Origin of the sequence: Ralstonia sp. A12 (assembly GCF_000801955.1) — a bacterium.
Classification (GTDB): Bacteria; Pseudomonadota; Gammaproteobacteria; order Burkholderiales; family Burkholderiaceae; genus Ralstonia.
This window is the reverse complement of the sequence record NZ_JSZO01000008.1, coordinates 51990-75893: the sequence shown is the minus strand read 5'-3', so window position 1 is coordinate 75893 and position 23904 is coordinate 51990. Positions and strand designations below refer to the sequence as shown.

The window sequence follows — 23904 nt, the reverse complement described above, 5'->3', positions numbered from 1 at the left end:
TTCTGGCTACCGGTCCTTTGTGATGGCCAGGTATTTGTCGAGCGCGTTGGCGCGTTCGCTCAGCCGGAAGATCTCGTTCTCGAGCCGTTGCAGATCGTCCGCCGCCTCCTTGCCGTAGACCGTGGTCTCAAAGGCGTCGGTTTTCTCATGGAAGTCCAGCCACGCCTGCTGTGAACTCACCAGCGCGTCTTTCGCCTTGCCGTTGAGCTTGCCGAGCAGGGTCTTGTACGTGTTGTTCAACCGGTTGTCCTGTGCCGCTTTTTCGGCGGACAGGCATGCCGCGATAGCGCTGGTGCTGGCGTTTGCATCGGCCTTGTCGACGCACGCATAGAGCCTGGTCGTGATGCCTTGGGGCGCGCGGCGTTTGATGCCCTGGCCCAGGGTCTCGGCTGCGAGTGCTCCGGTGCAGCTGGCAAGGAGGGTGAATGACAGGGCGAGTGTTTTCAGTGTCGCTGGCGTGTTCAAGGTGTCACTCCTGACCGTTATGCCAGGCCGAACTCCTGTGCGTTGATCTTTGACATGGGGATGGCGCATTCCATGATGATCTGGGCGGCGGCGGCCGCCGGCGCGATGACGGACTTGGCCGTCGTCATGGCTTCCTGGATTGCCAGCCCATAGGCGACATGCCACGTGGTGGGTGTCATGCAGAACTTGCTGACCCTGGGGTGGAGGAACGGCCAGAACACCTGGAGCAGGCGCACGGGCAAGTCATTGGATCGCCCTTCGCCGGGGTAGCGTGGCACGCCGAAGGCTTCAGTTCCGCAGGTTTTTGAGACATGGGTGAAGATTTCGCCCAGATCGGGCAGTGGCGTGGCGCCCAGCTTCTGGGCCTGACCCGCTACCAATGACCAGACTGAGTACCGCGTTTCGGCCAGTGGAGCGTTCAGGATATCCCCAAAGAAGAACGCATGGCCATCCACCCCCTGGATGACGACAAACGGCGGTGTCTCCGAGCGCGCAGCGTACTCCGCACGCAAGCCCATCTGGCAGGCAAAACCCGCCAATGCGCCCAGCGCTGTGAACAGCGTCTCGACATGCACGCCGCGCTCGCTCTGCAGTGCTTTCATCATCGCGTGATAGATCTCTTTGGACGCGACTTTGGCACCGATGAGTGGGTCTTCAGGGAGCTTGTCGGCAATCGTCAGGAGCATGGCCGCGACGGCGGGGTGCTCGGCCTCGGCCGGCTGTGCATTTGGCCCGGTTGTCGAAGGGGCTGCTGCTTTGGGCTGAACCGCTTCTGTGGGCTCGACCGGTGCTGATTTCTTGCCAAACAGGTTTCGAAACATGACGCGATCCTCGCTGGCACAAGGCCTTGAACGATGACCGCGCGATCTTAGCGGAAACCGCAGTCAGCCCGGCAGATAGGGTTGGAGGTTCTTCAAAGCGTTTTCCACATACGCCTCTTTCTCACCTACCGGCGCCACGTAATGCAGCGCTGCGGTGGCAGCTTCCAGGCCTTCCGTGCGCGCAATGACCCAGGCCGCCAAATACGGTGAAGCAAAACACCCGCCAGCTGTCGCCACATTGCCATTCGCATAGAACGGCTGGTTCAGCACCTCCACACCCGCTTCCTGCACCCAGGGCTTGGTGGTCAGGTCCGTACACGCAGGCACGTTGCCGACCAACCCCAGCTTGGCGAGGACCAGCGTGCCCGAGCACTGCGCGCCAATCAGTTGACGCGCGGGGTCGAGCGCCAAGCGCGCCATCAACCCCGCATCGGCAACGACCTCACGCGTGCGCATGCCACTGCCAACGAGGACGGCATCCGCCGTGCGTGCCTCTTCCAGCAGCGACTGCGCATGCACCGTCACATCGTTCATCGACGTGACCTGCGCCTGCGGGCAACACAACGTCACGCGCCAGTCGGGCTTCTTGATGCGGTTGAGCACGCCCAGGGCGATGAGCGAGTCCAGTTCGTTGAATCCGTCGAAGGTGAGGATGGCGATGTGCATGGTGGTCCTGGGGCGCGGCCCTGTCGAGTGTGGTGTGGAGCATGCTAGGGTGTGGTGGCAATACAATCAAAAAATTGTCCTTAGTACATCTGGTATCCGCTGTCATGACGCAAGCTCGCTATCAGCCGTTGGTCGATGCACTGGCTGCGCAGATCCGCTCTGGCGATCTGCCGCCCGGCACGCGCTTGCCGACGCACCGCCGGCTGGCAGAGCGCCACGGCATTGCGCTGGTTACGGCCACGCGCGTGTATGCCGAACTCGAAGCGATGGGGCTGGTGAGTGGCGAGGTGGGGCGCGGCACCTTTGTGCGCGAAGCCGTGCTGCCGCGTGGCCTGGGGATCGATCAGCAGGCCGTGGCGGCAGGGGTGGTGGACCTGAATTTCAACTATCCGGCGCTACCAGGGCAGGCCCAGATGCTGAGCCGCGCGCTGCGGCAGCTCGCCACTCAGGGCGACCTTGAAGCGTTGTTGCGCTACGCCCCGCACGGCGGTCGGCTGCACGAGCGTGCTTGCGTTGCGCGGCACCTGGCGCTCAGGGGTCTGGCGGTCGAGCCTGACAACGTATTGCTGGTCGACGGTGCGCAGCACGGGCTGGCGATCACGGTAGCGGCGCTGCTGAAACCGGGCGACGTGGTGGCGGTGGATGCGTTGACCTATCCCGGCTTCAAGGTGCTGGCCGAGATGCTGCATCTGGAGTTGGCGCCGGTTCCTGCAGCGGGGCAGGGGATGGATCTCGATGCGCTGGAGCGCCTGTGCACACGCCGCCGGGTGCGCGCCGTCTATGTCATGCCCACCCTGCACAATCCGCTCGGCTGGGTCAGTGGTATTGGCTGGCGGCGCAGGCTGGCGGCCATCGTGCGCCAACATGGCTTGCTGGCGATTGAGGATGCCGCCTACGCCTTCCTCGCAGGCGATGCACCCACGCCGGCGGCCGCGCTGGCCCCGGAAGCAACGGTCTATGTGTCGGGCCTGTCGAAGAGCGTGGCCACGGGCCTGCGTTTCGGCTTCGTTGCCGCGCCGACGGCTTGGGTGAGCAAACTCGAACGCGCCATTCGCGCCACCACCTGGAACACGCCCGCCATCGTCACGGCGCTGGCGTGCGCGTGGCTTGACGACGGCACCGTCGATCGCCTTGAAGCCGAAAAGCGGCGCGATGCGATGGAGCGCCAAGCCATCGCCCGCAAGGCCCTGGCCGGGCTGACGCTGATCAGCCACCCGGCGTCGTACTTCGTCTGGCTTGTCCTGCCGCCGGAAGTGCGGGCCGACCACGTGGCCGCGGTGCTGCAGGAAGACGGCATCTCCGTATCGACGGCAGAGCCGTTTGCGACATCGAAGCAGGTACCGCACGCATTGCGTCTGGCGCTCGGCTCTGTCGCGCTCGACCGGTTGCATGCGGTGCTGCGCGCCGTGAGGCAGCGCGTGGGGGAACAGGTTGGCCGATAGAGGTGGCCAACCCCATATCCATCAGCTTGACTACACTCACACCCCAACACGACATTCAAATGCTTTGCCGATGGGAGAACGCATGAAGCACTGGCTTAAGACACTGGCAGGATGGGTAATCTGCGCATGTGCAACGCTGAGCGGCGCGGCGCACGCAGCCGAGTTCGCCACGTTGACCGTGGCCGTTGGCGCGCAACCACTTGTGTGGACACGCGAGGCACTGCTGCACAACCCGCGCCTGACCGACGTCACCGTGGAAGACCAAAACCTGAAGCGCCGCCTGACCTTCAAGGCGGTCCCCGTGACTGAATTCTTCAAGGGCCGGCCGACCAGCGCGGACGCCAGCGCCACCACCATCGCCAGTGATGGCTACGTATCGCATCTGCCGATGGGCTTGCTGCTGGCTGACCGCCCCGATGGGCCGCGCGCCTGGCTCGCCGTGGAAGACCCGGACACCCCGTGGCCGACGCTCAAGGGCCAGGACATCGGGCCGTTCCGACTGATCTGGACAGCGCCGCAGGCCTTGGCCTCCGTGGTGAACGAAAGCCTGTGGACCTATAACATCGTGCGCATTGACGTGGCCGCGCAGCCGCAAGAGCGCTTCGCGGCCATCCGCCCTGCTGCCGGGCAGCCTGCGGATGGTCCGGTCATGCGCGGCTTCGCCACCTTCCAGCGCGTCTGTTTCTCGTGCCACACGCTCAACCGTGCGGGCGATGCCAACCTGGGCCCGGACCTGAACGTGCCCTACAGCCCGGTGGAATACCTCGGCGACGAGAAGCTGCGCCATCTCATTCGTGATCCGCAGTCGCTGCGCTGGTGGCCGAACGCGCGCATGTCGTCCATTGACGAGAAGACGCTGTCTGAAGCCCAGCTCAATGATCTGCTGGCGTACTTCCACCATATGGCGCACCACAAGGCGGCTGCCGCGCGCTGAGGCGCGTTGCCTTCAGTGCCCGAACTGCGCTTGATATTGCGATGGCGTGAGATCGAACCGGCGCCGGAATGCTTTTGCCAAATGCGCTTCTGAACCGAAGCCGGCATCGCGGGCGGCGCGCTTGACGGAGTCGCCCGCCTCCAGGTGCGCACGGGCTGCCTGAAGACGTAGCGTCTCCAGAAAGGCGCGCGGCGTCATGCCGGTTTCGCGCGCGAAGCGGCGGTGGAAGGTGCGGGGCGCCTCACCAGCCACCGCGGCCATCTGCTCGACATCAATGGGTTCGCGCAGGCGCGTGCGCAGCCAGTCGACCAGTGTTGCGTACTGACCGGACTGGGTTTCCAGCGCCAGCGAGTACTGCGACTGATTGCCCATCCGCCGCACGGCAAGAATCAACTGCTTGGCCACCCGCGCCGCGACCCAGCGGCCGAGATCCTGCTCGACCATCGATAGGCACATATCGATGCCCGCCGTGACGCCGCCTGATGTCCACGCCTTGCCGTCCTGCACGTACAGCGCATCGGGTTCGACGGCAACGTTCGCGAAGATCTGCGCAAGCAGTTGTGCCGATGCCCAGTGCGTGGTGGCACGGTGCGCATCGAGCACGCCCCAGTTCGCCAGCACGAACGCGCCAGTGCAGACCGACCCGAAACGCCGCGCCGAGGCACACACTTCGCGCGCCCACTGCGCAAGCGATGCATCGGCGCCGGTCGCCAGCAAGCCCTCGCGTTCGCCGCCGGCAACGATCAGCGTGTCGATGGTGGCCGGTGCCAGCGAGGCCGTTGCTTCCGTATCGATGGCGATGCCGTTCGAGGCACGCACCAGCCCGCCCTGCGATGAGACCGGCACCACACGGTAGGCCGGCTCAACGTTGAAGGCATTCGCCATGGCAAACACATCGGCTGGGCCCGCCACGTCCAGCATCTGCACCGCCGGGTAGGCGACCAGCGCGACCACGCGCGGGCCCGTCGGGCAGCGGTTTGCATCGGAGGGAGTGGCAGTGGAAGCGCGTGGCATGGGTAGCGCCATCATTGGCAGAAATCGACAAATCATTGTCATTGCTGCCAATGGGAGCGTCAAGCTACGCTGAGTTTCCCAAAAACGCTGACGTGTCCAACCATGAACCTGGCCCGCTCTTCGACGCTCGATTGCCTGCTTGCCCAGGAGGGACGTTGATCGTGCGGCGCGCTTTGCTTGTCGGCTGGAGTGTCTGTGCGATGGCTGTTGGCACGGCCGGTTGCTTTGCGTTGCAGGTGCATCAGGACCCAGGCGGCGTGCCTGCTGCTCCGAGCCAAGCCGGAGCGCCCGCCGCGCAGTCGGAGATTCCTGCCAACCATTCGCACCCTGGGCGTGCGCGGCCGCTCGTGGCTGTGGTCGGGCATAACGCCAATACGGAGTTGACCGACTTCGTGGTGCCCTACGGCGTGCTCAAGCGCGCGGAGGTAGCCGATGTGCTTGCACTCGGTACACAGCCAGGGGCGATTCAGATGTTTCCCGCATTCCGCGTGGAACCCGACGCCACCATCGACGCATTCGACGCGCGCTTTCCTGATGGCGCGGACTACGTGGTGGTGCCCGCCGTGCACGAGGATGATGATCCGCGCCTGCTGGCCTGGGTACGGCAGCAGTGGGAGAAGGGCGCAACGGTCATCGGCGTTTGTGATGGCGCGTGGGTGCTCGCACGCGCCGGCTTGCTGGCGGGCCGCAGCGCAACTTCCCACTGGTATGCGCGCGATGCGCTCGTCCGGCAGTTTCCGCAAACGCACTGGGTGTCCAGCCGCCGCTACGTGGCCGATGACCGCGTTGTGACCACGACGGGCGTGACCGCCTCCGTGCCCGTTGCGCTGGCGTTGATCCAGACGATTGGCGGAGCGGAGCGTGCTCGTGCGGTGGCCGATGCCATCGGCGCGCCTGACTGGTCTGCCGACCATGCGAGCGCGGGCTTCCGGCTGAGCCCACGGCATCTGTACACGGCGGCCAGCAACATGCTGTCATTGTGGCGGCGCGAAACACGCGGTGCGGCCCTGCAGCCCGGCGGCGATGACGTTGCGTTGGCGCTGGTGGCGGATGCCCATGCCCGCACTGACTTCACGCGCGTGCTGGCAACAGCTGACACCTCGGGCGGTGTGCGCATGGGCAGCGGCCTGGTGTTTCTTCCTGACCGGGTGGGTGCCGCGGCGCAGGCGATACCGCCGTTATCCAGCACACCACTGTCGCCGCGCGCGGTGGTCGCGCTGGATCGGGCACTGGAGGAGATTGCTCAGCGCTACGGCGCCGATACGGCAGCATTTGTTGCGCTGCAGATGGAGTATCCGATGCGCCCCGCCCCGCCCCAGGCGCTGACCCCACGCGAATCGCAGTAACACCGGCAAGTGCCTGGCACTATTCCGCCGCCCACGCCACCAGCGTAGCAACGGTGTTCATATTGCGCGCGGTCCCTGTCTTGGCGGCGGGAATCTTCAGTTTGGAATGCGCCATGCCGTCGCCGTAATGCACGTAGATCTCACGTGCGCCCAGGGCGACTTCTTCTTCCTGCCGGCCGCTCAGGGCCGCCAAGGTATCGGCAGGCGGCGGCGTATCGAGAAAGATGGCGACCGTCCGATTGGCTGCCTGGGCTTTGAATGGATTGCTCTCCAGCACCGCTGCCAGCTCCGCGCCTGTGCGCACGAGCACACCCACGGGCTTGCCGGCGTAGTCCTCCAGGCAGCGCTCCAGCTTGGCTTTGACCGAAGCCTCAGACAGCCGGGTCTGAAAGACCACATTGCCGCTCGCAATGTAGGTGCGCACGTTGGTCAGGCCAAGGGATTCGCACATTGCCCGAAGGTCGGCCATGGGCAGCTTGCCGGTGCCGCCAACATTCACGGCCCGCAGGAAGGCGACATAGGTCGGCATGACGGAAGGGTCTCCTGAATCTGTCTGTCAACTGAGCGATGCGTGGGTTGCGTACATTTTGTTACTTGTGTGACGCGAATGTATAACCCTACGCCCCGCCTGCCCGGTATTCTGCGCCCCGAATCCATTGAGCCAGGAGCGGCCCGCCAACGGGGGTGTGGCGCATCCTGCATTCCCGCACTTGCGAATAAGGAGAACCCAGCATGTGGAAGAAGATTGCCCCGACGTTGATCGTTGCCGCGCTTGCCGGCCTGACGGCTCTGCCGGCAGCAGCCGATGATTTGCGCAATGCGCTTGGTGGTGCACTGGGCGGCGCGGGCGGTGCAGCCGTGGGCGGCGCAATCGGCGGCCAGACGGGTTCGGTGATTGGCGGCGCGATTGGCGGCGGCGCAGGCGGCGCACTGACGGCCAACGGCCGCGAGCGCAAGGGCGCCATCGTTGGTGGTGCACTGGGCGGTGGCGTGGGCGCTGCTGCGGGCAACGCCATGGGCGGCCGCACGGGCGGCATCGTCGGCGCGGGCCTGGGTGGCGGCGCGGGCGCGGCGCTGGGCGGCAACGTGCAGCGCAACTCGTATTCCGATCGCTACGACCACGATCACGATCGTGGCCGCCGTCGTCACGGCAAGCATCACCACCACGACTGATGTGATGTTCACCGGGGGTGCATGCACTCCCGGTTATCCAGCTTTTCCCTCCTGCAATCAGCCGATCTGGTTGATGCTGCCCCTCCCCAAGACATATCCCTGACGCCGGGTCGCCGTTGACGCCAGCGCGGTCTACCATACCGTGGCAATCGATGCCGCCAGGAAGGAGACCGCCATGACGCAACGCTTCGACGCCATCATCATCGGTACGGGGCAAGCTGGCCCGGCGCTGGCTGCGCGACTGTCCGGCGCGGGCATGAAGGTCGCCATCATCGAGCGCGGGCGGTTTGGCGGCACGTGCGTCAACACCGGTTGTATCCCGACCAAAACACTGGTGGCCAGCGCATACGCCGCGCGTCTCGCGCAACGGGCCGCCGAGTACGGTGTGATGATCGACGGACAGGTGTCTGTCGATATGGCGCGCGTGAAGGCGCGCAAGGATGAGATTTCCGGGCGCTCCAGTCGGGGCGTGGAACAGTGGCTGCGCGGCCTTGAGCACTGCACCGTCTTCCAGGGCCATGCGCGCTTTGAAAGTGCGCAAACCGTGCGCGTCGGTAACGATTTGCTGGAGGCCGAGCACATCTTCATCAACGTTGGCGGACGCGCGTTGATCCCCTCGATGCCGGGGCTGGACCAGGTGCCTTATCTCACCAACGCGACCATGATGGACGTGGACTTCCTGCCCGAGCACCTGATCGTGATCGGCGGCAGTTACGTGGGGCTGGAATTCGGCCAGATGTACCGGCGTTTCGGCGCACGTGTGACGATCGTGGAGAAGGGCCCGCGCCTGATCGCCCGTGAAGACGAAGATGTGTCGCAGGCGGTGCGCGAGATTCTGGAGGCCGAGGGGATCGACGTGCAATTGGCGGCCAACTGCTTGAGCGTGCGCGGCGAAGCGGGCAACGTCGTGGTTGGGCTGGATTGCACGAGCGGTGCGCGTGAAGTGTCAGGTTCGCACCTGCTGCTGGCCGTCGGGCGTGTGCCCAACACGGATGATCTTGGCCTGGACAAGGCGGGTGTCGAAACCGATGCGCGCGGCAACATCCGTGTTGACGAGCAATTGCGCACCAACGTCTCCGGCATCTGGGCCCTGGGGGATTGCAATGGGCGTGGCGCGTTCACGCATACGTCCTACAACGACTACGAGATCGTCGCGGCCAACCTGCTGGATGACGATCCGCGCAAGGTGTCGGACCGCATTCAGGCGTACGCCATGTACATCGACCCACCGCTCGGCCGCGTCGGTATGACGTTGGCGGAGGCCAAGCAGTCGGGCCGCAAGCTGTTGGTCGGCAATCGCCCGATGACACGCGTTGGGCGTGCCGTGGAGAAGGGCGAGAGCCAGGGCTTCATGCGGGTGGTGGTGGATGCGCAAAGTCACGAGATTCTGGGCGCTGCGATTTTGGGCGTGACGGGGGATGAGGTCGTGCATTCGCTGCTCGACGTGATGTATGCCAAGGCGCCGTACACCACCATCAGCCGTGCCATGCACATCCACCCGACCGTGTCGGAACTGGTGCCGACGCTGCTGCAGGAGATGCAGCCGGTGCCGTAGCACCGGTGCCCAAAAGCAGATATCGCGTGCCTCAAACGCCCAGGTGAATCGACGGCAACACCGTGCTCAACTGCGCCACCACCAGCGCGTCGACCTGGAAGAGCATCGCAATGGCCGTCACCACAACTGCCGCACCGAACACCTGCTGCAAGCGCTGCGCATACCGCGACACCTTGCGGACCTGTGCGGTTACATAACGGCCGCCGTACGCGATGACGAGCAACGGAATCGCCGCCCCCGCAGAGAACAGCGCAAGCAGCACGCCGGCACGGCCCAGGTCCTGCGCCTTGGCCACCAGCGCCAGGATGGAGGCGAGCGTGGGGCCGGCACACGGTGTCCACACCACGCCCAGCGTCATGCCCAGCACAAAGCCGCCCGCCAGGCCGGTGCCCGTGCGGGATGCGACACCCGCAAAGCGATCGATGATGCCGCCAAAGGGGGCCACGAGCCGCTCGAACACGCTGGGCCACAAGCGGGCCAACCCCGACAGGAGCAGGATCACGATCGCCACGGTGCGTACGGCATCCTGCGCCCAGGCAAACGAACTGGACAGCGCGCCAAATGCCACGCCAAGCGCCGAGAATGCGAGCACGAAGCCCAGCGCAATCGCCACCGGGCGCAGCGCGCTGGCTTCGTCGCTGGAAGCACTCAGCACCATGGGCAGCACCGGCAGCACGCACGGTGATGCAATTGTCAGTACGCCGGCCAGCGCGGCAAGAATGAGGTCGATCATCGGGGGTCTCCTAGTTGGTTGAGCCGATGACCGCATTAGGCGTCGCCCACGTATCGCGGCTGTTTCCGCAAGCAGGCGCAAGTGCAATGTTTCTTGTTTGGCGGCCTCCCAGATACAGAGCGATACAAAAGGCCCTCTCAAGACCCCTGAAGCCGCCGCACAATGCGCCCATCGCGTGCCGTCGGTGTTACGGTGCGACTGCTGAAAGGATGCCTGCCATGAAGGATCTGCTGCTACTTGCCACCATGACGTTCTCTGCGCTGACCTGCGAGCTGGGCGGCGCGGGTGTCTGCCGCTGGGTGGCGCCTGGGCCTGCGCGTACGCGGCTGACAACATCCGACCGGCGCCGGCAAGCCAACCCGTTGTTCAGCCAACCATCCACCCCCATCGAGCACAAACCATGAGCCAGCCCGACCACATCCTCATCGTTGATGACGACCGCGAGATCCGCGAGCTGGTGGGGACCTATCTTGAACGCAACGAGATGCGCGTGACGCTGGCTGCCAACGGGCGTGAGATGCGTGCCGCGCTCGACAAGGGCTCGGTCGACCTGATCGTGCTCGACCTGATGCTGCCCGGCGAAGACGGCCTGGCCCTGTGCCGCGACCTGCGTGCCGGCCCGCGCAAGAACCTGCCCATCCTCATGCTGACCGCCCGCAACGAAGAGGCCGACCGCATTCTCGGCCTGGAAATGGGCGCCGACGACTACCTCGTGAAGCCGTTTGCCGCGCGTGAACTACTGGCCCGCGTGCGCTCCGTGCTGCGTCGTACGCGCATGCTGCCGCCCAACCTGCAGATCACCGAGGCCGCTACGGTGCTGGCCTTTGGCGACTGGCGGCTCGATACCACGGCGCGGCATCTGCTGGATGACCAGGACGTGGTCGTCGCCCTGAGCGGCGCGGAATACAAGCTGCTGCGCGTGTTCCTCGACCATCCGCAGCGCGTGCTCAGCCGTGACCAACTGCTCAACCTCACGCAAGGGCGCGACGCCGAGCTGTTCGAGCGCTCCATCGACCTGATGGTGAGCCGCCTGCGGCAACGCCTGGGTGACGACGCGCGCGAGCCGAAGTACATCAAGACCGTGCGCAATGGTGGATACGTGTTCGCCTCGGCGGTGGAGATTCGCGAGGAGCGCGCATGACTGCCTTGCACACCTTGCGTCTATGGCCGCGCACATTGTTTGCGCGTCTGATGGTCATCCTGCTGGTGGGGTTGGCACTGGCGCAGGGGTTGGCGTTCAGCCTCGTGGCGCATGAACGTTCCGACGCGGCCGATCGGTTGATGCTCGGCAACCTGGAAACGGATGTCGCCAGCTCGGTCGCCATGCTCGATATGCTGCCCCCAGCCAAGCGTGAGGTCTGGGCAGACCGGCTGAGCCGGCGCACGTACCGCTACGTGCTCGATGCCGGTATCCGCAGCGATGCGCCCCCGCGCGACGCGCTGTCTCGCGAGGCGGCTGCCACCATCGACCGCGCGTTGGAGGGCCGCTACAACGTCACCGCCAATGCCGTGCCCGGCGGCGGTAATCAGTACCAGGTACACCTGCGCCTGAGTGATGGCAGCCCGCTCACCATCGACGTGCATCCTGCGCCGGCGGCCATGGCGAGCTGGCTGCCGCTGCTGTTGGGCGTGCAACTGGTGCTGTTGGGCGGATGCGCGTGGCTGGCCGTGCGCCTTGTCACGCGCCCGCTCAAGCAGTTGGCGACCGCCGCAGAAAGCCTCGGCCCCGATCTCAAGAGCGAGGCGATTCCCGAACACGGTCCGGTGGAAGTCGCGCATGCTGCGGCGGCCTTCAATGCCATGCAGCAGCGCATTGCCGGCTATCTGGCCGAGCGTGTGCAGATCCTGGCGGCCATCTCGCATGATCTGCAAACGCCCATCACCCGCATGCGCCTGCGGCTGGATCTGATGGACCCTTCTGAAACGCAGGAGCGGCTGGTGCAGGACCTGCGTGCGATGGAGCATCTTGTGCGCGAAGGCGTGACCTACGCACGCACATTGCACGGCAGTGCAGAAGCCCCCGCTCGGGTAGACATCGACGCGTTGCTCGACAGCTTGAGCTATGACTATCGGGATGGCGGCACGCCCATCGTGGTGGAGGGCAAGGTCGGGGCACCGGTTGAAACCCGCCCGCAAGCGCTGCGGCGCATCCTGACCAACCTGATCGACAACGCCATCAAGTTTGGCGGTGATGCCGAGGTGATGGTGTCGCGCGAGCCCGGCGGCAACCTCGCCATTGTGGTGCTGGACCGCGGCCCTGGTATTCCCGAGGCGGAATTGGAGCGGGTGATGCAGCCGTTCTACCGGCTGGAGACGTCACGCAACCGGGGCACGGGCGGCACCGGCCTGGGCCTGGCGATTGCGCAGCAACTGGCGCAGGCCATGGGCGGGCGTCTGGCGCTGACCAATCGTCAGGGTGGGGGGCTGCAGGCAACGCTGACGTTGCCTGCGTAGTCGGCTTGATCCGGCGTATGCCGCTCAGGGCACGATGGAGAGGAACAGGTAGGCCGCAAAGATCGCAAGGTGAACCACACCCTGCAGGATCGTCGTACGGCCCTTGCCCAGCGTGAGCGCCGACACGATCAGGGTGAGGAACAGCAACACCATCTCCTTCGGCCCCAGGCCCAGTTCGAGCGGCCGGCCAATCCAGATGAACACGGCGGCCACCGTGGGAATGGTCAACCCGATACTGGCCAGTGCCGAGCCCAGCGCGAGGTTCAGACTGGTCTGGATGCGGTCGGCGTTGGCGGCGCGCACGGCGGCCAGCCCTTCCGGCAGCAGCACCAGCGCAGCGATGACGATACCCACAGCCGCTGCAGGTGCGCCAGCGCTCAACAGCGCGGCTTCCACCGAGGGCGACAGCACCTTCGCCAGGCCCACCACGGCCACCAGGCACACCATCAGCAGCACCGCGCTGGTTGCGGCCACGCGCGCCGGGGGCGGCGGTGCATGCACGTCTTCGTCAGCGCTGTCGACGAGGAAGTAGTCACGATGGCGGATCGTCTGCACGATCACGAAGCAGCCGTACAACACCAGCGACGTCACACCGGCAAAGCCAAGTTGCGATGGGGTCAGGATCGGGCCGGGTGTGGAGCTCGTGTAGTTGGGCAGCACCATGGTCAACGTGACCAGCGCAGCCAGCACGGCCAGCGCGGCGTTGGCGCCCGGTGCCTGGAAGGCCTGCTCGCGGTGGCGCAGGCCGCCCACGAACAGGCACAGGCCCACGATGCCGTTACAGATGATCATGACCGCCGCGAATACCGTGTCGCGCGCCAGCCCGGCTTTCTCGGGCCCGGATGACAGCATGACCGACACGATCAGTGCCACCTCGATCACGGTCACGGCAATGGCCAGCACCAGCGTGCCGAACGGCTCGCCCACCTTGTGCGCGACTACCTCGGCGTGGTGCACGGCGGCAAAGACGGCACCGGCCAGCGCCAGCGCCATCAGCGCGATCAACCAGCCGGGAGGTGTCATGAGCGTGCCGCCCACCAGCACCACCCACGCGAGCAGCGGGGCGGCGATTGTCCAAGGGGGCAGCTTGTTGGAAGTGACGGCCATGGAGGGTTCCTTGTTGTTGTCTCAACGCCGGCAAGCGGCGAAGGGCGCGGATTCGGGTGGCCCAAATATATAGCATGCGCCACTGCAGGCCTGTCACGGCCTGTGACTGCCACCCCCGGCGCGCTGGCCGTCAGGGCACGCGCTGGAGGATGGTCAGCCCAGTCACGCCCAGCATGGCTGCCGAGCGCGTCAACCTGCCTGGATTACTTTGCCGCGGCCGCAGCCGAAACTTCCTGGCTCCAATAGCTCGGCAATGCGCCATACGGATTCGGCAGCGTCTTGGACGTGAAATACACGCTGCCCGCGTCCTTGGCAGACGCGCCGCGCATGAAGGTCTGCATTTGCGTGGCCGATGCGGCGTACACGATGTGCGCGAAGCGGCTGGCCGGGTAGTTGGCCTGCCAGGCCAGCGGCGCGTACTTGGTGTAGTTGCGCGCGCTGTCTTCGAACGTGACGATCTGGTCCGCCACCGGCAGGCTGGCGTAGATCTCCGGTACGTTGGTGCCCGGGTTGCCCGTGACCGTGTACGTGGACGACAGGCCCTTGATGTAGTTGTAGACCGATTGGTAGAACTGCACGTGCGCGGTCACGCCGTCGGCGGTCATCTCGTCGATGAAGAAGCCGTCGACCTGATAGAGCGCCTGATAGGTGTTGATGTCCTGCACCACGGCAGACAATGCCCGGTTCGCGTATGAAGTCGACACATAGCCGATCACCTTGCCGCCTGCCGCACGCACCTTGGCCACCGCTGCAACATAGTTCGGGTCTTGCGAGGTGCCCGGGCCGCTGTTGGGGTTGAGGATGACGGTGGTCGGCACCGTCTGCGCGGTGGTTGCGAGCGTGTTCCACTGCGTCGCACCGCTGCCGGATGGGTAGATGTAGGCCGGTACCAGCAGGCCTTCGGCCTTGGCGTGCGACGCACCTGCCAGCGCGCATGCCGCAAAGGCAATGGCTGATCCGACGAGTCGTGCCGAACGTGCTACCGAACGTGCTACCGAACGTGCCACAACATGCGTGGCGAATGCGGGCGTGAGCCCCCCCGTGTGTGTCTTTTTCATTATGTGCCTCCTGACAGTGCAGAGGTCTGCATCCGTCAATTGGCCCGCTGCCATTGCGGGTCAGCGGGCAACTGGCTGACTTCCGGCGGTTCACCGCTTGGAAGTCCCTATAGCTTTGCGTCGCCGGATCACTCCGGTTTTGCCAAAGTTCTGGGCACTTGCCCATTAGCCGAAAACTCTACCGGGGCGCCGTGCTGCCGGCAAACACAGATTGCGCAAATGCGCAGGATTGCCGCGGAGCGTTGTCGGAAACCGACGCAGCCTGCGCTTACGCGAAAGAGAGCATTGACGCCGCCGTACGCGGATTCATCAATTTCGTGCACCGGTGAACTTGATCAATCCGCAGGTGCCCTGGGTGGCTGCGGTGCTGGTTAGTCGCGTAGCGGCAAGTGTCGGGAGGGCCGAGCGGATGTGTCGCGTCTTCGTGATGGGCAGGTCAAGAGGACAGGGCGAATGGTGCGTGTTCCCGCAGGGTGATGTTGCGGCTGCGATGGTATCCAGATGGCGGGCGGGATTGCACGGATTGCCTGCGACAGCGTTCCCGGCATCCGCCTGCAAAGCCAACAAGCATTCGTTTGCGTGACTTCAGTGCGCATTCTGGTCGCGGGATCGAGTCGGAACGATGTCCGTAGATTACGCACGGGTTTCATCATTCCAGCCGGGTCCGGGTGCTAGTCTGGGCGCTCACCTGACCGACGGTGGCCTCACCCCCTCCTTTCTACAAGAAAGGGTTTGATGAAGGGAACGGCAACGCAGTTTGCCGAATGACGACAGAAGCGTGCCGCAGCGATTGCATTGCGGGCGAGCGCGCTCCCGGAGACCACGTTCACATGCAGACCGACGACATTCACCTGCGCCAGGCTTCGCTTGACGATTGGAGCGCCGTTGCCGCACTCCTCCAGCGCTGCGGGTTGCCTGCAGATGGCACCCAAGACAGCATCGACGCCTTTCACGTGGCGCTGGATAAAGACCGCATCATCGGCTGCGTGGCGGGGGAGCAGGGCGGCCGCTCCATCGTGGTCCGCTCCGCCGCGGTCGACCCCATTTACCGGGATCGCGGCATTGCCAGCCGGCTGATCGAAACGTTGCTGCTGCGTGCGCGTGGCACTGGCGCGCGTGAAGCGTATCTGCTGTCGACGACCGCACCGTTATATTTCGCGCGCTGGGGTTTCTCACTGTTTCCGGCGGAGAAGGTGCCGGCAGAAGTGCGCGCATCACTGGTCTTCCGCAGCGCGGAGCGCACCTCGGCGCTGTGCATGCGATGTGACTTGCGATAGCGCGGAAGAGGGTAGTTAGCAAAAGTGCGGCGCCACGCTGACCACCAACGCAGCCACATATAACCCCAGACCGAACATCGTGTGCATCACCACGCTGTGCAGCCGCGCCGCCGCTGGGCGTGGCGTGCGGCTGGCGGCAATGCCGGCGCCCATGGCCGGCTGCATCACGAAGAAAGGCGCCGCCACACTGCCGATGCCGACGATGAGCGCGGGCCCGATGGTCGGATGACACGCCCAATCGAGTCCCCACCCCGCCAGCAACACGCCCGCGAAGGCGATGCCGATCACGTAGTGGGTCGTCCAGCCGATCAACCGTTCGCCCGCGATAGGCGCTGAACCGCTGATAGGGGTGTGCCGCACGCGCCCGCGAAGCAGATGGCCAAACCAGCGCCCGACCATGCCGTAGTCCAACGGCGGCACGCCAAGCAGCCGCTGCCGGACGATGGCCCAGATGTCGATGATGACGGTAGCGCCTGCACCGATCAGCAGCGCGCAGAGCAGTGTGCGCGTGGTTTCAGGCATGGGCCGCCTCCAATCGCGTGGCGCGTGCGCGGGCAATCCAGCATGCGGCGCTGAAGCGCACATCCGCGCCATGCACGTAGGGCTCGGACGCAGCGCGCATGGCATCGACAACGCGTACACGCGTCTGTGCGTCGACCGCTTGCAGTGCCAGCCCGACGGGGCCAAACCGGCTGAGGTAGGGCACGAGTTCCCGCTCGGGCAAGGTGCATGCGAAGTCGGCGGGTTGGATGTCGATGTCGGTCCAGCCGCTGGCGGCCAGGATGCTGGCCACCCGTTCGCGATCGGCAAAAGCGAACTGCCCTGGCGCGCCCGGCTGGCGCTGTGGGAGGTTGGACAGCAGCGGCGCCGCCGCACGCTCTGCGGTGGTCATGAATGGGTTGTCAGTGCCGCTGCGCCAGGCGATGAACCAGAGCGCTGCACCTTCGCTTGCGGCCAGCCGCAGGTTTGCGAAGGCCGCAACCGGGTCGTTGAAGAACATCACACCCAGGCGGGAGACGATCATGTCGAACGTGGCGGGCTCGAACGCGTGCGTTTGTGCGTCCGCGCGGATGAAGCGCACCGATGCGGCTTCACGCTCGGCACGCGCCTGGGCGAGGCGGAGCATCGGCGCGGAAATGTCGACACCGGTGCACTGGCCGGCCGCGCCTATCTGCCGCGATATGGCAAGCGTGGTGCTGCCCGTGCCGCAGCCGACGTCCAGCACGCGCTGGGCGCCGTGGGTGCTGACGGCCTCGACGAGCCGGTCTTCGAAGGGCTGGAACATCGCGTCGAGCACGGCCTGGGTGTCGACCCAGGCATGCCCGCTGTGGCCGTTCCAGAGTGCAGCCTGGGTATCGTCAGTTGGGGGCATCGTTTTCATGATTGCTGTCCTGTGCGCGCCATCCGGGCGCGAGCACTACACTGTGCAGGTTCAAGTCGACTTGAGGTCAAGCAGTGAGCACGCTGGACATTGCCGAAGTGACGCAGCAGGCTGGTGTGCCCGCCTCAACGCTGCGGTATTACGAAGAGAAGGGGCTGATTGCCTCGACCGGACGGCGCGGGCTGCGCCGCCAGTTTCATGCCAATGTGCTGGAGCGGCTGGCGTTGATCGCGCTGGGGCGTGCGGCGGGCTTCTCGCTCGACGAGATCGCTCACATGTTCGTGTCAGAAGGGCAACTGCATGTTGACCGCCAGATGCTTGCCGCCAAGGCTGATGAGCTGGACCGGACGATCCGCCGCCTGACCGCCATGCGCGACGGCCTGCGGCATGCCGCCGTCTGCCCCGCGCCCAGCCACATGGAATGCCCGACGTTTCAGCGGATTGTGCGGGCAGCGGCATCAGGTGCAATCGCGCCAGCCGATACGGCGCAGCCGCGTGCCCGGCGCCAGCAGGCGCGCTAGCGGCGTGCGACAATTTCGCCCCCAAGCTGCAATTACCAACCAGGAGACCCCGATGACCGCATCTGCTGCTGTATTCGCCATTCTCGTTGCTTTGCTGCTCGGGGCGATGATCCCGGGGCCGAGCTTTGTGCTGGTTGCGCGTAATGCCATCGGCCTGTCGCGTCGCGATGGCCTGGCCACGGCACTGGGGATGGGCGCGGGCGCGCTCTTCTTCGGCGGCCTGGCGCTGGCGGGGCTCTATACGCTGTTGCAAGCCGTCGAGTGGCTCTATATCGGCCTGAAGGTGGCCGGCGGCGCTTACCTGACCTATGTCGCGTGGAAGATCTGGCGCGGCGCCAAGCACCCCATCGCCATGGATGAGCGTGTTGCACCGCAGGCCGGCAGCACGCGCAAGTCGTTCTGGACGGGCATCACCACGCAGATGAGCAACCCGAAGACTGCCATCTGGTACGGCAGTATCTTTGCCGCGCTGCTGCCGCAGCATCCGCCGATGTGGTGCTATTTCGTGCTGCCGCCGCTGGTGTTCCTGGTGGAGTTTGGCTGGTACACGGTCGTTGCGCTGTGCTTTTCGAGCCGTGTGCCGCGCGAGATGTATCTGCGTGCCAAGGCCTGGGTGGACCGCGTGGCCGCTGTTGCGATTGCCGCGCTCGGACTGCGCCTGATCCTGACCGCACCCAAGGCGGGGCTGTAACGGCGGGTCTGATTGGCCTCGGGGCGGATTACACCGCCCTCGCTATCATGTCTCGCAGCCATTGATGCCCGGGGTCTCGGTGCACCCGCTCATGCCACAGCATCGACATCTCATACCCCGGCACGTCCACCGGCGGCTCGACCACCTGTAGCGCACCGGCGCCACGCACGAGCCGCTCGGGCAGCATCGCCACCATGTCGGTGCTTGCCACCGCCGTCATCACAAACAGGAAGTGCGGCACCGACAGCACCACGCGCCGCGTGGCACCAGCTGCCTTGAGCGCTTCGTCCGTCACACCGAAGAACCCCCCGCCATCCGGCGACACGATCACGTGATCGAGCGTGCAGAACTGCGTCAGTGTCGGCTTGCGTTTCAGGCGCGGGTGTCCGGCGCGGCCAACCAACACATAGCGCTCGGCAAACAGCGCACGACGGCGCAAGCCGGGTGGGGCGCCGTCGGTGGTGTGGAAGGCGAGATCGATCTCGCCTTGCTCGGCCTGCTTTTCGATACGCGGCGGCGCCAGTTCGAGAATGGCCAGCCGTGCGCCCGGCGCAGCGCTACGCAGTGCGTTGAGCGCCGGTAGCACGATGGTCGACTCACCGTAGTCGGTGGCAGCCACGCGCCAGGTGTTGGCAGCGTGTGCCGGATCAAACGGGCTGGCGGGCGCGACCGCCAGTTCCAGCGCTTCCAGTGCCTGGCGCAACGGCTCGCGCAGCGCTTCGGCACGCGCGGTGGGTCGCATGCCGCGTGGGCCGGGCAGCAGCAGCGGATCACCAAAGATGTCGCGCAGCTTGGCCAGATGCACGCTCACCGACGGCTGCGAAAAGTTCAGCCGCTCCGCTGCCCGTGTGACGTTGTGCTCGGTCAGCAGCACGTCCAGCGTGACCAGCAGGTTGAGGTCCAACCGCCGGAGATTATTCATGGCTATGCCTGGAATACGGATTATTCATTTCCAATATACCTTGGCGACCGCCATTCTGAGGTTCTCTCAGTTTGGATTTGCTGCCATGAATGTCCTGATCGTCTACGCCCACCCCGAACCCAAGTCGCTCAACGGTGCTCTCAAGAACTTTGCTGTCCAGCGCCTGGAGGCCGCCGGCCACACCGTGCAGGTGTCCGACCTGTATGCCATGCAATGGAAAGCACAGCTCGATGTCAACGACAGTACCGTCGCGCCGATCGGCACGCATTTTGATGCGTCGCTCGATTCCAGGCACGCTTTCCAGAATGGTTTTCAGACTGCCGACATTGCTGCTGAACAGGCCAAGCTGCGCTGGGCCGATGCCGTGATCCTGCAATTCCCGATGTGGTGGTTCTCGATGCCGGCCATCCTCAAGGGCTGGGTCGAGCGCGTCTACGCCAATACGTTTGCCTATGGCGTGGGCGAGCACTCCGATACCCACTGGGGTGACCGCTATGGCGAAGGCACACTGGCCGGCAAGCGCGCCATGCTGATGGTCACCACGGGCGGCTGGGAGTCGCACTACAGCCGGCGCGGCATCAATGGCCCGATCAATGACGTCCTGTTCCCGATCCAGCACGGCATCCTGTACTACCCCGGCTTTGACGTGGTGCCACCGTTCGTGACCTTCCGCGCCGGTCGCATGGACGACGCGCGTTTTGCGCAGACCACTCAAGCGCTCGGCGAGCGGCTCGACACGCTGTTCACCGTCGAGCCAATTCCATTCCGCCGGCAGAATGCGGGGGACTACGAGATCCCCGCCCTCACGCTGCGCGCGGAAATTGCGCCTGATCAAGCAGGCTTTGCCGCACACTTCGCTTAGACGGCCGGCGCTACAATTTGCGGCTGGTACTTCCGGCGGCGCGCTGTGTTCTGCATGGCGCGTCGCCGCGTTTGTTTTTCCGCCCCCCTTTTTCTTCGCACGCATGACGTCTCACGCTGTTCTTACAGGCCTGTTCAATCTCCTGCTCGGTATGGGCCTGGGCGTGGCGGGCGGGCTGCTGGGCATCGGCGGCGGACTGATCGCCATTCCCGTTCTCGGGTATCTGTACGGGATGGATCAGCACCTGGCGCAAGGCACTGCGCTGGTGATGATTGCGCCCAACGTGCTGATCGGCTTCCTGCGGTATCACCAGCGGCATCCGGTGCATCTGCGCTCCGTGGCGTTGATCTGCGTGTTCTCCATGGCGGCGACGTACGTGGCGGCGCGCTTCGCGGCGGGGTTGGATGCGCACGATCTGCACACGGCGTTTGCGGTGTTCCTGATCGTGCTGGCGGTGTACTTTGCTTCGCAGCTCAAGGACAAATCAGACGCAACGAAGGATGCTGAGCACGCTGCCCCGCACGCCCTACCTGCTGCTGCCATGCCGTTGATGGGGATTGCCAGTGGTGCGATGTCGGGCATCTTCACCGTGGGCGGCGGGCTCGTGGTCGTGCCAGCACTGGTGACCTTCTTCGGCATGCCGCAGACGCGCGCGCAAGGCATGGCATTGGCGCTGGTCGTGCCGGGTACGCTCATCGCGCTGGCCACGTATGCCCACGCCGAGCATGTGAGCTGGGGCACGGGCATTCCGCTGGCGGTTGGCGGCATGGTCAGCGTGTCGTGGGGTGTGACGCTCGCACACAAGTTCTCGCCGCTGCGCTTGCGGTTGGCGTTCTGCGCGGTGTTGCTGGGTACCGCGTTGATGATGTTGCTGGTCAAGCCGGCTTGATCGGCCTGACACGGGTGTTCAAAACGGAGGACGAATCGTGGCAGAACAGGACAAGGAAGCCGGACGCGCACGCCGCGCACAGGTGATGGGCGAGGCGTTTGTGGAGCGGGCGATGAGCGGGCTCGATGCATTCTCTGCGCCGCTGCAGGATTGGCTCAACGAGCACGCCTGGGGCAGCACGTGGCAGCGCGATGGCATCGACCTCAAGACACGCAGCCTGTGCACCTGCGCCATGCTGGCGGCGCTGGGCCGCAGTACGGAGCTCAAGGGCCACGTGCGTGGCGCCATCAACAACGGCGCAACGGCCGTGGAGATTCGCGAAGTGCTGTTGCACAGCGCCATCTATGCGGGGGCGCCCGCGGCCATTGAGGCCTTCCGCTCCGCGCGCGAGGTGCTCAGCGAACTGGGCATCAGCGTCGAAGACGGCCGCTAGTGTTAACGCGCTTAACACAACTTGCGTGACGAGGGTGGCCTCCCTATGCTCGCGGAGTCTTGCTACAGGGAGCCTGACGTGGACATTTCCGACGACGACCTGACGCGCTTTGCAGCGCAGGGCGCGGCGCATTTGCCGGCAGCCGCAGAGCAAGGCCATGTCGAACATGATGGCGCCCGCATCTGGTACGCGACGTTTGGTGCGGGCACACCGGTGATCCTGCTGCATGGCGGGCTCGGTCATGGCGGCAATTGGGGCCATCAGGTGCCGGCGTTGGTGGCTGCGGGCTATCGCGTCATCGCTATCGACAGCCGTGGACATGGCCGCAGCACGCGCGATGCTCGGCCTTATACGTACGCGTGCATGGCGTCGGACGTGCGCGCCATCATGGATGCGCTAGGCATTGGGTGCGCGGCTTTCGTCGGCTGGAGCGATGGCGCCTGCATTGCACTTATCCTCGCCATGCAAACGCCCGAGCGCGTGGCGGGCGTATTCTTCTTTGGCTGCAACATGGACCCGAGCGGCGCCAAGCCTTTCCAGCCCACGCCCGTGATCGATCGCTGCTTCAGCCGCCACCGGCAGGATTACGCCGCGCTGTCAGCCACCCCTGGCGATTTCGACGCATTCGTCGCCGCCGTCACCGAAATGATGCAGACACAGCCGAACGCCACGGCTGAGGAACTGGCTGCGATTCGCGTGCCTGTAACCATTGCGCAGAGCGAGCATGACGAATTCATCCAGCCCGAGCACGCACAGTACCTCGCGCGGACGATTCCTGGCGCGCGGCTGGTGATGCTGCCGGGCGTGAGCCATTTCGCGCCGTTGCAGCGGCCGGCGGTGTTCAATGAAGCGGTGCTGGATTTTCTGGCGCCGCTTTCCCAACGACCGATTTAGAACCGCATGACGACCGCCCTGATCGTAATTGACGTGCAGACCGGTTTGTTTACGCCGCCGCCGGCCCAGGCCGAGAGCGTGTTGACAGCCATTAACCAACTGATTATCCGCGCGCGTGAAGAGAAGGTGCCGGTGATCTTCGTGCAGCACGAGACGGCAGACGATGAGCTGCCCTACGGCACGCCCGCATGGGGCCTCGTCCAGACCTTGCAGGTGCTTCCCACCGATCCGGTTGTGCGCAAGACCACGCCGAATTCCTTTCTACGCACTCAGTTGACAGAATTGCTTGCGGGCCTCGGTATCGAGCATCTGGTCGTCTGCGGGTACGCCACCGAGTTCTGCGTGGACACCACCGTTCGCCAGGCGGCCGCGCTGGGCTACACCATTACGCTGGTGGCCGATGCCCACACGACGCACGACAAACCGCATGCCAGCGGCGAGTTGATCCGGCGCCATCACAACGCGACGCTGTCGTCGATTTCCAGCTTTGGGAAGCGGATTCTGACGCCATCTGCCGAGATGATGATGTCGGCAGGGTGGGCGCGCAGCTGAGCGCATTTGCGCAAGCCCGATCGGGCGCCGGGTGTTATCCACAGAAACAGTGGGTAAGCCTGTGGATAACGATGGGAGTGCCCGGCGCCATGCGGTTTGCAGTCCATTGCTGACTGCGTAGGCAGACAGCCGCGGCGATGTTGTCTTAGCTGACCGCGTCTGACGTACCCGGCGTGCCGTAGGCGGCCTTGATCGCCTTGTGCCGTGCTTCCATTTCCTGGCGCAGCGCACGACGCTGCTGAGCGGCTTCAAAGCGCTCCTTTTCTTCTGCATTGACGGGCGTAAGCGGTGGCACATCTGCCGGTTTGCCGTCGTCGTCCACCGCCACCATCGTGAAGTAGCAGCTATTGGTATGGCGCACGACCTGGTTGCGGATGTTCTCCGTGATCACCTTGATGCCGATCTCCATGGACGTGCGGCCCGTGTAGTTGACCGACGCCAGGAACGTCACCAGCTCGCCCACGTGGATCGGCTGGCGAAACACTACCTGATCGACCGAGAGCGTGACGACGTAGCGGCCGGCGTAGCGGCTGGCGCACGCGTAAGCCACCTGATCGAGCAGCTTGAGGATGTGGCCGCCGTGCACGTTGCCGGAGAAGTTGGCCATATCGGGCGTCATCAGCACGGTCATGCTGAGCTGGTGGGATTGCGTGTTCATGGGGCGTTGAAACCGGAAGGATGAGGAAAAACGGTGCGCAGAAATGGGTACGCAGT

General features: G+C 65.1%; 28 protein-coding genes and 1 riboswitch. Of the genes, 16 read left to right on the top strand and 12 right to left on the bottom strand.

From position 1 onward, the window contains the following. Positions 1–6: 6 nt before the first annotated feature. The 3 genes from PI87_RS12235 to PI87_RS12225 form a co-directional block, all read right to left on the bottom strand. Positions 7–465 carry a lysozyme inhibitor LprI family protein gene (locus tag PI87_RS12235; protein ID WP_039597982.1) on the bottom strand — a complete coding sequence of 153 codons (459 nt, stop codon included), beginning with the start codon at positions 463–465 and terminating at the stop codon, positions 7–9. A 17-nt stretch (positions 466–482) separates the two neighbouring features. Continuing rightward, positions 483–1286, bottom strand: a complete 804-nt coding sequence (locus PI87_RS12230) for a hypothetical protein (RefSeq protein ID WP_052321499.1) — start codon at positions 1284–1286, stop codon at positions 483–485. Between the two features lie 63 nt (positions 1287–1349). Beyond that, a complete protein-coding gene (locus PI87_RS12225; protein WP_039597981.1) occupies positions 1350–1952 on the bottom strand; it encodes a DJ-1/PfpI family protein in 603 nt (200 codons plus the stop codon). A gap of 104 nt (positions 1953–2056) precedes the next feature. On the opposite strand from PI87_RS12225, the gene PI87_RS12220 reads away from it, so the two are divergent. Then, positions 2057–3394 carry an aminotransferase-like domain-containing protein gene (locus tag PI87_RS12220; RefSeq protein WP_039597980.1) on the top strand — a complete coding sequence of 446 codons (1338 nt, stop codon included), beginning with the start codon at positions 2057–2059 and terminating at the stop codon, positions 3392–3394. Between the two features lie 82 nt (positions 3395–3476). Further along, the gene (locus PI87_RS12215; protein WP_039597979.1) at positions 3477–4328 is read left to right on the top strand and encodes a cytochrome c; all 852 of its coding nucleotides are present in this window, start codon (positions 3477–3479) and stop codon (positions 4326–4328) included. 12 nt (positions 4329–4340) lie between these two features. Here PI87_RS12215 and PI87_RS12210 read toward each other — a convergent pair whose 3' ends face one another. Further along, the gene (locus tag PI87_RS12210) at positions 4341–5342 is read right to left on the bottom strand and encodes a GlxA family transcriptional regulator (protein ID WP_039597978.1); all 1002 of its coding nucleotides are present in this window, start codon (positions 5340–5342) and stop codon (positions 4341–4343) included. A 200-nt stretch (positions 5343–5542) separates the two neighbouring features. Here PI87_RS12210 and PI87_RS12205 point away from each other — a divergent pair, with 200 nt between their 5' ends. After that, a complete protein-coding gene (locus PI87_RS12205; protein ID WP_198139549.1) occupies positions 5543–6688 on the top strand; it encodes a DJ-1/PfpI family protein in 1146 nt (381 codons plus the stop codon). A 19-nt stretch (positions 6689–6707) separates the two neighbouring features. Here PI87_RS12205 and PI87_RS12200 read toward each other — a convergent pair whose 3' ends face one another. Next, the gene (locus tag PI87_RS12200; protein WP_039597977.1) at positions 6708–7217 is read right to left on the bottom strand and encodes a DUF1697 domain-containing protein; all 510 of its coding nucleotides are present in this window, start codon (positions 7215–7217) and stop codon (positions 6708–6710) included. Positions 7218–7420: 203 nt separating this feature from the next. On the opposite strand from PI87_RS12200, the gene PI87_RS12195 reads away from it, so the two are divergent. Beyond that, positions 7421–7861, top strand: a complete 441-nt coding sequence (locus tag PI87_RS12195; RefSeq protein ID WP_039597976.1) for a hypothetical protein — start codon at positions 7421–7423, stop codon at positions 7859–7861. Between the two features lie 175 nt (positions 7862–8036). Continuing rightward, positions 8037–9416 carry an FAD-containing oxidoreductase gene (locus tag PI87_RS12190; protein WP_039597975.1) on the top strand — a complete coding sequence of 460 codons (1380 nt, stop codon included), beginning with the start codon at positions 8037–8039 and terminating at the stop codon, positions 9414–9416. 31 nt (positions 9417–9447) lie between these two features. Here PI87_RS12190 and PI87_RS12185 read toward each other — a convergent pair whose 3' ends face one another. Beyond that, a complete protein-coding gene (locus PI87_RS12185; RefSeq protein WP_039597974.1) occupies positions 9448–10149 on the bottom strand; it encodes a cytochrome c biogenesis CcdA family protein in 702 nt (233 codons plus the stop codon). Between the two features lie 218 nt (positions 10150–10367). Here PI87_RS12185 and PI87_RS12180 point away from each other — a divergent pair, with 218 nt between their 5' ends. The 3 genes from PI87_RS12180 to PI87_RS12170 are packed head-to-tail and all read left to right on the top strand — an operon-like array spanning position 10368 to position 12603. Next, a complete protein-coding gene (locus PI87_RS12180) occupies positions 10368–10553 on the top strand; it encodes a hypothetical protein (RefSeq protein WP_157003115.1) in 186 nt (61 codons plus the stop codon). Continuing rightward, the gene (locus tag PI87_RS12175; RefSeq protein ID WP_039597972.1) at positions 10550–11290 is read left to right on the top strand and encodes a response regulator; all 741 of its coding nucleotides are present in this window, start codon (positions 10550–10552) and stop codon (positions 11288–11290) included. Before PI87_RS12180 ends, PI87_RS12175 begins: the two co-directional genes overlap by 4 nt. Beyond that, positions 11287–12603, top strand: a complete 1317-nt coding sequence (locus PI87_RS12170; protein WP_039597971.1) for a sensor histidine kinase — start codon at positions 11287–11289, stop codon at positions 12601–12603. Before PI87_RS12175 ends, PI87_RS12170 begins: the two co-directional genes overlap by 4 nt. 24 nt (positions 12604–12627) lie before the next feature. Here the strand turns inward: PI87_RS12170 and PI87_RS12165 are convergent, their stop codons facing one another. Continuing rightward, positions 12628–13710, bottom strand: coding sequence for a calcium:proton antiporter (locus tag PI87_RS12165; RefSeq protein ID WP_039597970.1), 1083 nt, complete (start codon positions 13708–13710; stop codon positions 12628–12630). Positions 13711–13913: 203 nt separating this feature from the next. Further along, entirely contained in the window at positions 13914–14768 is an 855-nt protein-coding gene (locus PI87_RS12160) for a spherulation-specific family 4 protein (protein ID WP_039597969.1), read from the bottom strand. Positions 14769–14831: 63 nt separating this feature from the next. Further along, positions 14832–14922: riboswitch (cyclic di-GMP riboswitch) on the bottom strand. A 676-nt stretch (positions 14923–15598) separates the two neighbouring features. On the opposite strand from PI87_RS12160, the gene PI87_RS12155 reads away from it, so the two are divergent. Further along, positions 15599–16045 carry a GNAT family N-acetyltransferase gene (locus PI87_RS12155; protein WP_039597968.1) on the top strand — a complete coding sequence of 149 codons (447 nt, stop codon included), beginning with the start codon at positions 15599–15601 and terminating at the stop codon, positions 16043–16045. A gap of 15 nt (positions 16046–16060) precedes the next feature. On the opposite strand, the gene PI87_RS12150 is transcribed toward PI87_RS12155, so the two are convergent. Next, positions 16061–16567: a DUF2938 domain-containing protein gene (locus PI87_RS12150; RefSeq protein WP_039597967.1), complete on the bottom strand. Its 507-nt coding sequence runs from the start codon at positions 16565–16567 to the stop codon at positions 16061–16063. After that, a complete protein-coding gene (locus PI87_RS12145) occupies positions 16560–17426 on the bottom strand; it encodes a class I SAM-dependent methyltransferase (RefSeq protein WP_039597966.1) in 867 nt (288 codons plus the stop codon). The genes PI87_RS12150 and PI87_RS12145 overlap by 8 nt, the downstream gene beginning before the upstream one ends. A gap of 74 nt (positions 17427–17500) precedes the next feature. Here PI87_RS12145 and PI87_RS12140 point away from each other — a divergent pair, with 74 nt between their 5' ends. Next, entirely contained in the window at positions 17501–17947 is a 447-nt protein-coding gene (locus tag PI87_RS12140) for a helix-turn-helix domain-containing protein (RefSeq protein WP_039597965.1), read from the top strand. Positions 17948–17999: 52 nt separating this feature from the next. Continuing rightward, the gene (locus tag PI87_RS12135) at positions 18000–18638 is read left to right on the top strand and encodes a LysE family translocator (protein ID WP_039597964.1); all 639 of its coding nucleotides are present in this window, start codon (positions 18000–18002) and stop codon (positions 18636–18638) included. A 28-nt stretch (positions 18639–18666) separates the two neighbouring features. On the opposite strand, the gene PI87_RS12130 is transcribed toward PI87_RS12135, so the two are convergent. Beyond that, a complete protein-coding gene (locus tag PI87_RS12130; protein WP_039597963.1) occupies positions 18667–19560 on the bottom strand; it encodes a LysR family transcriptional regulator in 894 nt (297 codons plus the stop codon). An 85-nt stretch (positions 19561–19645) separates the two neighbouring features. On the opposite strand from PI87_RS12130, the gene PI87_RS12125 reads away from it, so the two are divergent. From PI87_RS12125 to PI87_RS12105, 5 genes are all read left to right on the top strand, one after another. Further along, on the top strand, positions 19646–20422 hold the full coding sequence (locus tag PI87_RS12125) for an NAD(P)H-dependent oxidoreductase (RefSeq protein WP_039597962.1): 777 nt from the start codon (positions 19646–19648) through the stop codon (positions 20420–20422). A 103-nt stretch (positions 20423–20525) separates the two neighbouring features. Continuing rightward, on the top strand, positions 20526–21311 hold the full coding sequence (locus tag PI87_RS12120; RefSeq protein ID WP_039597961.1) for a sulfite exporter TauE/SafE family protein: 786 nt from the start codon (positions 20526–20528) through the stop codon (positions 21309–21311). A 37-nt stretch (positions 21312–21348) separates the two neighbouring features. After that, positions 21349–21744 carry a carboxymuconolactone decarboxylase family protein gene (locus tag PI87_RS12115; protein WP_039597960.1) on the top strand — a complete coding sequence of 132 codons (396 nt, stop codon included), beginning with the start codon at positions 21349–21351 and terminating at the stop codon, positions 21742–21744. Positions 21745–21822: 78 nt separating this feature from the next. After that, complete coding sequence (locus PI87_RS12110) at positions 21823–22638, top strand: alpha/beta fold hydrolase (protein WP_039597959.1); 816 nt, start codon at positions 21823–21825, stop codon at positions 22636–22638. 6 nt (positions 22639–22644) lie between these two features. Then, the gene (locus PI87_RS12105) at positions 22645–23190 is read left to right on the top strand and encodes a cysteine hydrolase family protein (protein WP_039597958.1); all 546 of its coding nucleotides are present in this window, start codon (positions 22645–22647) and stop codon (positions 23188–23190) included. A gap of 145 nt (positions 23191–23335) precedes the next feature. Here the strand turns inward: PI87_RS12105 and PI87_RS12100 are convergent, their stop codons facing one another. Then, positions 23336–23848, bottom strand: coding sequence for an acyl-CoA thioesterase (locus PI87_RS12100; RefSeq protein WP_039597957.1), 513 nt, complete (start codon positions 23846–23848; stop codon positions 23336–23338). Between the last annotated feature and the right edge of the window lie 56 nt (positions 23849–23904).